This window comes from Candidatus Flexifilum breve (assembly GCF_016713355.1).
In genome coordinates, this window is record NZ_JADJPI010000035.1 from 1,350,343 (window position 1) to 1,361,963 (window position 11,621).

11 protein-coding genes are annotated in these 11,621 nt (G+C 59.4%); 10 read left to right on the plus strand and 1 reads right to left on the minus strand.

Annotated elements, in window-relative coordinates:
* The first annotated feature begins 93 nt into the window (after window positions 1–93).
* The 6 genes from IPK17_RS28750 to IPK17_RS28775 all read left to right on the plus strand — a co-directional run bounded on the left by IPK17_RS28750 (window position 94) and on the right by IPK17_RS28775 (window position 5,742).
* Window positions 94–1,053 (plus strand): glycosyltransferase, encoded by a 960-nt coding sequence (locus tag IPK17_RS28750; protein ID WP_343421137.1) that lies wholly within the window; start codon window positions 94–96, stop codon window positions 1,051–1,053.
* A gap of 627 nt (window positions 1,054–1,680) precedes the next feature.
* Complete coding sequence (locus tag IPK17_RS28755; RefSeq protein WP_343421138.1) at window positions 1,681–2,643, plus strand: ABC transporter substrate-binding protein; 963 nt, start codon at window positions 1,681–1,683, stop codon at window positions 2,641–2,643.
* A gap of 15 nt (window positions 2,644–2,658) precedes the next feature.
* Window positions 2,659–4,521, plus strand: a complete 1,863-nt coding sequence (locus IPK17_RS28760; protein ID WP_343421139.1) for an ATP-binding protein — start codon at window positions 2,659–2,661, stop codon at window positions 4,519–4,521.
* Window positions 4,518–4,928, plus strand: coding sequence for a response regulator (locus IPK17_RS28765; protein WP_343421140.1), 411 nt, complete (start codon window positions 4,518–4,520; stop codon window positions 4,926–4,928). The genes IPK17_RS28760 and IPK17_RS28765 overlap by 4 nt, the downstream gene beginning before the upstream one ends.
* 14 nt (window positions 4,929–4,942) lie before the next feature.
* Window positions 4,943–5,362, plus strand: coding sequence for a response regulator (locus tag IPK17_RS28770; protein ID WP_343421141.1), 420 nt, complete (start codon window positions 4,943–4,945; stop codon window positions 5,360–5,362).
* Window positions 5,359–5,742 (plus strand): response regulator, encoded by a 384-nt coding sequence (locus IPK17_RS28775; RefSeq protein WP_343421142.1) that lies wholly within the window; start codon window positions 5,359–5,361, stop codon window positions 5,740–5,742. Before IPK17_RS28770 ends, IPK17_RS28775 begins: the two co-directional genes overlap by 4 nt.
* A gap of 58 nt (window positions 5,743–5,800) precedes the next feature.
* Here IPK17_RS28775 and IPK17_RS28780 read toward each other — a convergent pair whose 3' ends face one another.
* Entirely contained in the window at window positions 5,801–6,412 is a 612-nt protein-coding gene (locus tag IPK17_RS28780; RefSeq protein WP_343421143.1) for a TetR/AcrR family transcriptional regulator, read from the minus strand.
* 87 nt (window positions 6,413–6,499) lie between these two features.
* Here IPK17_RS28780 and IPK17_RS28785 point away from each other — a divergent pair, with 87 nt between their 5' ends.
* The 4 genes from IPK17_RS28785 to IPK17_RS28800 are packed head-to-tail and all read left to right on the plus strand — an operon-like array spanning window position 6,500 to window position 11,473.
* Window positions 6,500–7,183 (plus strand): class II aldolase/adducin family protein, encoded by a 684-nt coding sequence (locus IPK17_RS28785; protein ID WP_343421144.1) that lies wholly within the window; start codon window positions 6,500–6,502, stop codon window positions 7,181–7,183.
* Between the two features lie 4 nt (window positions 7,184–7,187).
* Window positions 7,188–8,654, plus strand: a complete 1,467-nt coding sequence (locus tag IPK17_RS28790; protein ID WP_343421145.1) for an aspartate aminotransferase family protein — start codon at window positions 7,188–7,190, stop codon at window positions 8,652–8,654.
* 12 nt (window positions 8,655–8,666) lie between these two features.
* Window positions 8,667–10,274, plus strand: a complete 1,608-nt coding sequence (locus IPK17_RS28795; protein ID WP_343421146.1) for a xylulokinase — start codon at window positions 8,667–8,669, stop codon at window positions 10,272–10,274.
* Complete coding sequence (locus IPK17_RS28800) at window positions 10,274–11,473, plus strand: MFS transporter (RefSeq protein ID WP_343421147.1); 1,200 nt, start codon at window positions 10,274–10,276, stop codon at window positions 11,471–11,473. The genes IPK17_RS28795 and IPK17_RS28800 overlap by 1 nt, the downstream gene beginning before the upstream one ends.
* Window positions 11,474–11,621 lie beyond the last annotated feature (148 nt).

Here is an 11,621-nt window from a genome sequence, read left to right on the forward strand (position 1 = left end):
CTTACTGAGACCAGCGGTGGTGCTGTTCCGTGTATAAGCGGTTAGCCACGCCACCGGGTCTGGTTTGCGCATTACCGACCAAGGGGAACATCTATGCGTCCCGATGTGACGATCCTAATCCCGACCTTTCAGGGTTACTACTATCTGGAGCAGTGCCTACCCTTCATCCGGCTGCAGCGCTACGATGGCAATGTGCACATACTCGCGGCGGACTCCGGTTCGACCGATGGCACGCCCGCCCTGCTCAAACAGTTTGGCGCGCAGGTAATCACCATCCCCAACAGTGACTACACACCCGGTTACGCGCGGAATCTGCTGGTCCGAGCTGCTATCACCCCGCTAGTCGTCTTCATCACACAGGATATTATCCCTCTGGGGACAGACTGGCTCGACAAGCTGGTCGGCCTGCTGGACGATCCGCAGGTCGGCGCGGCGTCGGTGCGGCAGGTGCCGCGGATCAACGCTTCGCCAGTGGAAACCTTTATGGCAACGGCCCACTACCCGGCCGCTGATCACCGCGCAGCGGCGCATCAGGAACAGCTGCTGCGCAGCGCGAGCTTGTTCTCCAATGTGTGCAGCATCGCGCGGCGCGAGCTCTGCCTGCAGCATCCCTTCCGTGAAGACCTGACCATATGCGAAGATGTGGCATTCGCAAATGCCCTCCGCCACGACGGCTGTGACACCCTTTACAGCGCTGGCCCCGCCGTGATCCACTCGCAGCGCTACACACTGCGGCAGGTGTTCCAGCATGAATTTGATCGCGCCTCTTCACTGATAGATATCACCGAGGAGACGTTCAAAGACGCGGCCGCCCACGGCGCACACTATCTGGTGGATGAAATTGCTTATCTGGCGCGGGAGCGACAGTGGCAGTGGATCCCGTACGCTGGCCTATACGAATTGACACGGGCACTGGGGCACGTCCTCGGACACAACGCACCCCATCTCCCGCCCAAGCTTCGGAAGCATTTCCGCCAAAGCAAGGCATTCGCGGTGCGCAGTACGCCGCCTACACCTTCCAAAAAACCAGTACTGAGTTCCGCCTCTCGCTAGCCTATCCCGCACTCGTGCGACCCGCCGTGCTAAGCCAATGACCGTTTGTCAGCCAAAGGACAAGGCAGGCGGGTAAGTGCGTCGACTGCCGTGAAACCGGGTTACCTGTCGGTCTTGGGCTTTTGCGGACGCGATAATGCAGTTTAAGAAAACGATACGGATTACCCCTCACCCCCAACCCCTCTCCCACACAAGAGGGGAGAGGGGAGAGAGCTTTGGCTCCCCTCCCCATCGGGAGGGGCCGGGGGTGGGGTCGGTACTCCGCCTTCATAAGTTAAACTGCATCATCGCGTCCCTACACAACCACACTTTTCTCGTAGGGACGCAATTCATTGCGTCCGCTATCCCCAAAAAGACTCTATGCTACGCAGCGATGGGCACGCCTTGTCCCGTTTTTTCGTATTTCGGACACTGGCTTAGCTTAGCGTCAGCACGGCAGGTCGCAGTCCGTCCAACTACCGCGCCGCGACCATTCTCAGTCTTTACCCGACAGTTCAACTGAGACACACCAGTTAACCTCAATAAAACTATTGTCATATTGACCTTTACAAGAAATTCACAAAAACCTCACGTCTATATGCCCAAATACATCCTCTAGAATTAAGAAACATTACAAGGAGTAAACAAATGCGCAGTCGAAAATTCTTTCTGTCAATTGTCGTTTTAGTCAGTCTAATCGCCGTATTTCCCACGTTCGCGCAAGATAACGTCGGCAGCGGTCTGACCATTGGTTTCGCCCAGGTTGGCACCGAGAGCGCATGGCGTACGGCCTTCACCGCGGCGACTATCGCCGAAGCTGAGGCGCGTGGTATCAACTTGCTCTACGTAGACGGTCAAAATAACCAAGACACGCAAATCGCCGCGCTGCGGTCTTTCATTCAACAAGGTGTCGATGCGATCATTCTCGCACCAGTCGTCGAAACGGGCTGGGATCAGGTGCTGCAAGAAGTGCAGGCCGCTGGCATTCCGCTGGTGATCGTCGACCGCAACGTCACAGCCGATCCGTCGCTGTACTTCACCCGCGTGGCCTCCGACTTCGTGCACGAGGGTCGCTTAGCGGCGGCGTGGCTGGCGCAGGCAACCGCTGGCGTGTGCAATATTGTCGAACTGGAAGGCACTGTCGGGTCAAGCGCAGCGCGTGACCGCCAGATCGGCTTCAACGAAGTCATCAGCCTGTTCCCAAACATGCACATTCTGCTCTCGCAGTCCGGTGATTTTCTGCGCGATAGCGGCTACGCGGTCATGGACGGCATCATCGCCTCCGAAGACATGTCGCAGATTTGCGCGGTCTGGTCCCACAACGATGATATGGCGATTGGCGCGGCGCAGGCCATGATGGATCACGGCATTGATCCGGGTAATGACATCCTGATTGTGTCGGTCGACGCCATCCCGGACATCTTCCTCGCCATGATGAACGGTGACACCAACGCCACGGTTGAACTCAGCCCAGCGATGGCCGGCCCGGCATTCGACGCGATTGTCGCGCACCTCGCCGGGCAGGAAGTTCCGCGAAATATCGCGGTGTCGGGCGGTCTGTTCCTGCCAGCCACCGCCGCTGACGAATACGCTCGGCGTACACAGCAATAACGGAGTAGATGATCAATGCGCTGGTTAAGAGATCTCGGGTTAGGCGTCAAACTGAGTGCGCTGCTGCTGGTCGTGCTCGGCGTTCTGCTCGTGCTGACTGTCATTCTCCTTGTCACCAATACACAGAACCTCAACAAAGAAGTCGGGACAGAACGTATCACCGAACAGACGGTGCTCGCCCAGGAGCGCTTGGCAGAAGCCGAACGCAACCTGGCGATTGACGTCAACTTCATCTCTTCCAGCGTCGCTTTTTTTCAGGCTGTTGGTCGCCGCAACGTGGACAATGTGACCGACATCGTCAGCCAGGCGCAGGCTCAGCTTGGCTTTGACGATGTCGATGTCATCGATGGTGACGGCAACCGGCTGGCCGATTTTGGTGTGGAAGCTACCGAAACCGAGCTCTATGACCTGCTGAATGCCACGCTATCGCAGGGGGCAGGCACGTATATCGTTGTCGCCGAAGACGATGGCGTGATGACCGTGCGCCTCGCCGCGTTAGCGCCGGTCGTCAGCGCGACGGGCAACGTCCTCGGCGCCATCCAGATCAGCCGCTACATTGATGCGGACTTCCTCTCGGAATTATTCTTCAATGCGCCGGGGGTGTTCGCCGGGCTGATCTTCGATGGACAGTTTCTGGTCCGCACGAACAACATTGATCAGGCAGGAGTGACGCCTACCTCGCTGGAGCATGGCATCGAGTTCATTCCAGCCGAGGTCGCCCGCGCTGCCACCGGAGCAACCGTCGTCGTCAACGATCTGGTGTTCAGCGATGTCCCGCATGCATCGGCCTATGTGCCGCTGACGGCGAACGGTCAGACCAGCCCAGCGGTCATGATGATCCTGTTTGAGCTGGACGAAATCTTCACCTTCCAAAATACCACACTGGTCAACACGATTGTCGCCTTCGCCCTGCTGACCGTGCTCGCCCTCACCGTCATCTATTTCGCGCTGTATCGTTTCGCGCTGCGTCCTATCAACACCCTGCGCGCGACCGCCGACAAGATGATCGGCGGGCAGTACGATCAGCGTATTCCGGTAAGCGGTGAAGACGAACTCGGGAAGCTGGCGCTCACGTTCAACGAGATGGCGCTCGCCGTCCAGCAGCGTGAAATCAGCTTACAGAGCGCCCGCGAACAAGCCGAACGCAGCGATCAGGTGAAGTCGGCGTTCCTCGCCAGTATGTCGCACGAACTCCGCACCCCGTTGAACGCGGTGCTCAACTTCACCCAGTTCGTGATCGATGGCGATACCGGCCCCGTGAACGAGTTTCAGGTGGAATTGCTCAGTCAGGTGGTCAGCAGCGGCAAGCATCTGCTCAACCTGATCAACGACGTGCTCGACATGTCGAAGATCGAAGCGGGTTCGCTCAAGCTGTTCATCGAAGATAACATCGACGTGAACCATATTCTCGTCAACGTCGTCGCCACCGGAAACAGCTTGCTCAACGGGAAAGACGTGGAGATTCGCTCGGAAATTGCGCCGAACCTCCCGCTCATCCGCGCGGACGGACAGCGTATTCTCCAAATTTTCCTCAACATCATCTCGAATGCCTGCAAATTCACGGCGGCTGGACACATCACGGTCAGCGCGCAGGTGAAGGATGGGCAGCTCATCACAGCGATCAGTGATACCGGCCCGGGCATTCCGGCGGAAGATTTCGATCTGGTCTTCGAAGCCTTCAAGCAGACCAAGGTCGGCTTGCAGCAAGGGGGTGGCACCGGTTTAGGCATGCCGATCGCGCGCAGCCTGGCCGAAGCGCACGGCGGGAAGTTGTGGATGACGAGCGACGTTGGGAAAGGCACTACCTTCTACGTCGCACTGCCAGTAGAATCACACCAACTGACGCCCACATTGACTGCCGAAGGAATGGCTCTATGAATCCACAGATCTCCGTACTTTACGTTGAAGACGACCCGCACAGCCGCACGCTCATGCGCATGCTCCTCAGTGGACGCATGAAGCTGCCGAATGTCACAATTTTCGAAAACAGCGAGGATTTTCTGGCGAAGGTGGAAGCCCTCACCCCAAAGCCCGATGTCATCTTCCTCGACATTCACATGCAACCGTACGACGGTTTCACCATGCTGTCCATGCTGCAGCAGTTGGACTGGGCACACAATACGCGCATCGTCGCGCTGACGGCCAGTGTGATGAACGAAGAGGTCGTCAAACTGCGGCAGTCCGGGTTCGATGGCTGCCTTGCCAAACCGATTGACCTCACCACGTTCCCGGACACATTCCAACGGATCGTCGACGGTGAGGCAATCTGGCGAATTATTAGTTAAGGAAGAAGTCGATCATGCTGCTGAAGGATAAGCACATTTTCATCGTTGAGGACAATGTGCAGAACCGCGTCATCTTCCAGATCACGCTGATGAAACACGGGGCGGTCGTGGAATTTGAACGCTGGGGGAAAGATGTTCCCTTTCATCTGGAACGTCTCGCTAAAATTGATCTGATTATCCTCGACCTGAGCCTGCCGAAACAGGTTTCCGGATTTAACATCTTTGACGAGATTCGCTTGGTACCGGAATTCAAAGACGTGCCGATCATTGCAGTCTCCGCGATGGATCCCGCCATCGCCATTCCGGAAGCGCGGATCCGGGGCTTCTCGGGTTTCATCGCGAAGCCCATCGAAGCGCATCTCTTCCCGGAACAAGTCGCCCGGGTGATTAACGGTGAAGAAGTGTGGTACGTGGGAGAACACAGGCCCCTATGAGCGAAGTCCATGCGCTGGTTATTGACGATAACCAGCAGAATCTACGCGTCCTCAGCACCCTCCTGATGAAAAACCGCGTCAAGTGCGTTGAAGTGGCGAACCCGCTGCGGCTGAATGACACGCTCACGCAAATGGCACAGGTGGATGTCGTCTTCCTCGATCTGGAAATGCCCGGCATCAATGGGTTTCAGGTCAAGGATCTGCTGCGCGAACAGTTAGGCGGCGTGCCGATCATCGCCTACACCGTGCACGTTAGCGAAATTGATGTGGTGCGCCAGCAGGGGTTTGACGGCTTTCTCGGCAAGCCGCTGGACAGCGCCCGCTTCCCGAATCAACTGGCCCGTATCCTCAATGGCGAAGGCGTGTGGGAACGCGAGTAATCAGCGAGTTCGTCACAGATTAGGAGATTGCAGGGACGCGCCGGGTGCGCGTCCCTTTCTATTCTGGTCGGCGGGTGGCAAACGGCACGACCCGCGTGAGATGCATCCGCAGCAGTTCCGGGATGGCGTAGCGGCTGAGCAGCGCGCTCGGCAGTTGATTCGCCAGCCACAGATGCACAAAGCCGTGCATGCATGACCAGATACTCACGGCGATCAACTGAGTGTCGCCGGACACGATCACCCCATCCGCCTGACAATCGGCCACCAGCGCGACCACCAGTGCGAAACATCGCCGCGACTGTTCGACATAGTCCGGATAGTCCTTTTCCGCTTCGACCACGCCCGAAAACGTAATCTTGAAGTGATCAGGTTCATCAAGCGCGAACTGTAGATACGCATCGGCGGTGGCGTACAGGCGCTCCAGCGCATCGCCGCGCGCAGTTTGAGCGGTCGCTAACTGCGCGTACAGCGTCGCGTAGCCCGCCGCCGCAATGGCCGCGATCAACGCTTGCTTATCGGCAAAATGCGCATAGGGCGCCGCATGGCTGACGCCGGCTTGCTTGGCCACGCTGCGCAGCGTCAGCGCTTGGACGCCTTCGCGGGATAGGAGTTCGATCCCCGCGCGGATCAGGGCGTTTTTGAGGTCGCCGTGATGATAATTATGATTCATAAAGAGAAGCGTAACGCAGTTACTTGACGCTGTAAAGAAACCACCGTAAAATCTTTACAATGTAAAGTTTAACCCGAGACTCCGCCGATGATTGACTATCAAGCCGTCCGCCAGCATGTGATCGACTATACGCGCAAACTCGCCGACGATGATTTTCTCAAAGGCACAGGCGGCAACATATCCATTCGCGTGCCCGGCGCCGACGCCCTTGCCATCACCCCTTCGAATCAAGACTACTACGCCATGCAGACCGATGACATCTGCGTGTACACCCTCAACGGTGACAAGATCGCTGGCGATCTCAAGCCATCCATCGAGATGGGCTTCCACAGCGCTGTGTATCAGGTGCGCCCGGATGTGAACTGCGTCATGCATACCCATCAGGATTTTGCCAGCGCGATTGCGTTGATCAACAAGCCGATCCCTGCGCTGTTCGATGAGCAGGTGCGCTTCCTCGGTCGCAGCGTCGAAGTCATTCCCTACGCCCCCTCCGGCACGGGGATGCTCGTCAAACAGGTCAAGAAGACCGTGCAGAATCATCACAACGCCTATATCCTCAAGAATCATGGCGCGCTGTGCCTCGGTCCAAAGCCAGAGCGCGCGTATCACAACGTGCTGCTGCTGGAAAAAGCAGCGTTAAGTTACTTGCTGGCGCTGTATACCGATGAGAAGATCGACAAGATTCCGCTGCCGATTCGCGAGATCGCCTTTGCCAAACTGCGCTCCGAGCAGAAAAAGATCGAGCAGCAGCTCGCCCAAGTGAAAGGATAGTCCGATGGAACGCGTGATGACACCCCCCACTACCCAGCAGTCCGCGATTTCGGCGTGGCACGACACCGAGGCGATCTACCGCCAGTTGAATCAGCTCGTCAAACAGCCGCTGCGCCCTATTCGCCGCGACAAAATGGCCGAATTCCTGCGCTACTTTGACGAGCACTGCCAGCGGTCCCGCACGCTGATCGACGAGGCCAAGCAGTACATCCCCGGCGGCGTGCAGCATAACCTCGCCTTTAATTACCCCTTCCCTATCGCCATTCGCCGCGCCGAGGGCGCGTATCTGTGGGATGAAGACGGCAACCGCTACATCGACTTTTTGCAGGCGGGTGGCCCGACCATCCTCGGCAGCAACTATGCGCCCGTGCGCGAAAAACTGGTCGATCTGATCCGCGAGTGCAGCCCGGTGACCGGTCTGTTCCATGAATACGAACTGCGACTGGCGCAGAAGATCAACCAGCATATGCCAAGCATCGAAATGTTCCGCATGCTGGGATCAGGCACGGAAGCGGTCATGGCGGCAATTCGCGCGGCGCGCGTGCATACGGGCAAAAAGAAGATTATCAAGGTCGGCGGCGCGTACCACGGCTGGAGTGACCAGATGGTCTACGGGCTGCACATCCCCGGCACGGGTCGCCACGAAGCGACGGGCATCCCCGCCGCGGCGACCAAGCACACGCAGGAATTCTACCCGAACAATCTCGATCAACTCCGACGCAAGCTCATGCTCAACCGCCTGCGGGGCGGGACCGCCGCCGTCATCCTCGAACCGGTCGGCCCGGAGAGCGGCACGCGCCCCATTGCCCGTGACTTCAACCAGAAGGTGCGCGAGCTATGCGACGAATTCGGCGCGCTGCTGATCTTTGACGAAGTGGTGACGGGCTTCCGTCTCGGCTTGGGCGGCGCGCAGGGCTACTTCGGCGTCACGCCAGATTTGACAGTGTTCGGCAAGTGCATCACCGGCGGCTACCCGATGGCGGGCGGCGTCGGCGGCAAGCGCGAGATCATGCTGCACTTTGCGGCGGGCATCAGCGGCACAGGCGAACGCGCCTATGTCGGCGGCACGCTCTCCGCCAACCCCTTGAGCTGCGCGGCGGGCTACTACGCCATCGAGGAGATGGAGCGCACCAACGCGGCAGTGCTGGCAGGTCAGGCCGGAGATCGGCTCACAGCGGGCTTGCAGGAGATTATCCAGCGGCTCGATTTGCCGTTCGTGGCCTATAATCAGGGTTCAATTGTGCATCTCGAAACATCGGCGGTGATGCTGCTTGACTTCAAGAATCCGCTCAAGCTGATGCGCGAGGTCAAACCACGCAAACACATGATGGAAGAAATGGGCGCGGCGTTCATGGCTCAGGGCATCGTCACGCTGGCGGGCAGCCGCCTGTATACGAGCATGGCCGATACCGACGACGTGATCGACGATGCGCTGAATCGCTTTGAAACCGTGCTCGCCTGCTGCACCTAAAAGGCCAACTTGATGACCGCGCCGTTGCTCCTCGTCCATGATGTCGGCACCACCAGCAGCAAATCGGTTTTGTACCGCTTGGGCGACCGTCTCGACATGCTGGAGACCGCCATCGAAGATTACCCGCTGTACGTGCTGGACAACGGCGGCATCGAGCAAGACCCGGATTTATGGTGGGAGGCCATCTGTCGCGGCACGCAGGCCGTGCTGCGGCGGGCGCAGGTCGCTCCAGAGGCCATTCAGGGCATGGCCTTCTGCGCGCAGATGCAGGGCTTTGTCCCAGTCGACGCGGACGGACACGCGCTCGGGCGCGCCATGAGCTACATGGACGCGCGCGGCACGGCGCAGCGCCGCCGCTACCTGCAGGATGGTCTGCTCAAAATCGAGGGCATGAACGCGGTCAAGCTGCTGAGCGCGCTGCGCATCACGGGCGGCGCGTCCGCTTCCGCGAAGGATCCGCTCTGGAAATACCTGTGGCTGCGCGAAGAAGATCCGGAACGCTTCCGTGCCCTGCGCTGCTGGTTGGATGTCAAAGATTATCTGGTCATGCGCTGCACGGGGCAGTTCACGCTCGGCTATGACAGCGCGCACGCGACCTTCCTGTTCGACACCCGGCCTGATCACCTCAACTGGCACGCAGGTTTATGCCACACCTACAACGTGAACCCGGAACATCTGCCGCCCGTCGTGCGCGCCACCGATCAGGTCGGCGGACTGACGGAGCGTGCCGCTCAGGCATTAGGACTGCCCGTCGGCCTGCCCGTGTTCGGCGGCGGCGGCGACCTCTCGCTGATCTCGCTCGGCTCCGGCAGTCTGGACACCAACAGCACGCACATCTATATCGGCACGTCCGGTTGGGTGTGCGCCACCCTCGACCAGCGCAAAACCGATGTGAGCGGCATGGTCGCGTCGATCCTCGGGGCGATCCCCGGCAAATACAACTACATCTCTGAGCAAGAAACGTCGGGACGCTGCTTGCAGTGGATTCGCGACCACCTCGCCTTGGACGAAATCGGTGTATACCTCGGCCAGCAAACCATCGCCGACCGCGAAGCCGAATATCGTTCGCTGTACGCCTATCTCGGCAAAGTCGTCGAAGAGACGCCGCCCGGCGCGAATGGGGTGATCTTCACGCCGTGGCTGCACGGCAATCGCTCCCCCTTCGAAGACCCGTATGCCCGCGGCATGTTCTTCAACCTCAACTTGGAGACGGGCAAGCGGGAGATGATCCGCGCGGTACTGGAAGGTGACGCCTACCACAAACGCTGGATGCTGGAGACGGTCGAGAAGAACGTACCGCGGAGCGCGACCGTGCGTTTTGTCGGCGGCGGTGCGCGCTCGGACACGTGGGCGCAAATCCTCGCGGATGTCACCGGGCGCACGATTGAAGTCACCGAACATCCCGAAAACGCAGGTGCAGCGGGGGCGGCGCTCGTGTGTGGCGTCGGCCTCGGCGCGATTCAGTTTGATGAGGTGCGCCGCCTCGTGCGGGTCGCCAAAACCTTCACGCCGCGCCCGCAGTACCGACCGCTGTACGACAAGCAATATGCGGTGTACCGCCAGCTCCACCAACGCAACAAAGCGCTGTTCAAGACTCTGAATGCGGAGAAAGCTGACTGATGTCCAAAACCGAGTATCCCGTCTACAGCTATCGCTGGGTCGTGCTGGCGGTCTTCATGGCCGTCAACCTCACTATTCAAATCCTGTGGATCAGCTACGCCCCGGTGACGAGCCGCGCTGCACAGGTGTACAGCGTGACCGATCTGGAAATCGGTGTGTTGGCGATGTCTTTCATGCTGGCCTTCATTCCCTTCTCGATTCCGGCCTCGTGGGTGATTGATACATCGGGCTTTCGCGTGGGCGTGGGCTTCGGCGTGATCCTGATGTCCATCGGCGGGCTCCTGCGCGGTTTCGCCGGGACGGATTACGCGGTCGTCCTGCTCGCCACCATTGCCATCGCGGTCGCGCAGCCGTTTCTGCTCAACGCATGGACGAAAGTGCCCGCCAACTGGTTCGCGGTAGAAGAACGCGCGACGGCGGTCGGATTAGTGACGCTGGCCAACCTCGTCGGCACGGCGATTGGCATGGTCGTCACCCCCGTACTCAGCGAAACATTGGACATCCCTACCATTCAACTGATTTACGGCGGCGTGACCGCGGCCTCGGCAGTGCTGTTTCTGGTGTTTGCTCGCGAAAAGCCGCCGACACCTCCTAGTGCGCCCGATCAAGCGGTGCGCTCGCTCATGTTCGATGGGCTGAAGCACGCGCTGCGCTCACGCATGTTTTTGCTCGTGCTGCTGGTGTCGTTCGTCGGACTCGGCATCTTCAACGGGATCAACACGTGGATCGAAGGCATCGTGCGGGGGCGCGGCTTCTCCTCAACCGACGCGGGCACGCTCGGCGCGCTGATGCTGGTCGGCGGCGTGATCGGCGCGGTGGTCATCCCGTCGTTCTCCGACCGCCAGCGCAAACGGAAGCGCTATCTGCTGCTCGGCCTCGCGCTGACGATTCCCGGCGTCATCGGGTTGACATTCGCCACCGACTTCACGCTGCTGCTGGTGTCGGCGTTCGCGCTCGGCTTCTTCCTCGTCAGCACCATGCCCATCGCGATGCAGTACGCCGCCGAAATCACCTACCCGACGCCGGAAGGCACCTCCAACGGGCTGATTCAGCTATTCGGGCAGGCGTCGGTCGTATTCGTCTACATCATGAGCGTGCTCAAAACACCGGATGAGTCGTTCACGCCGTCGCTGCTGCTGGCGGTCGGGCTGCTGGTGATTTGCGCGCTGGTCAGCACGCGGCTCCGCGACCCGGCTTAAGTAGGTTTTCGAACAAAAATCCACGAACGGGTGTAGGGGCGCACCTGCGTGTGCGCCCACAACCGGGCAGACACGTCGGTCTGCCCCTACACAAGAACATTCGGCAGCTTACTCAAGCAATCAAGCACCTCTGGGCGGGTTGCCCATC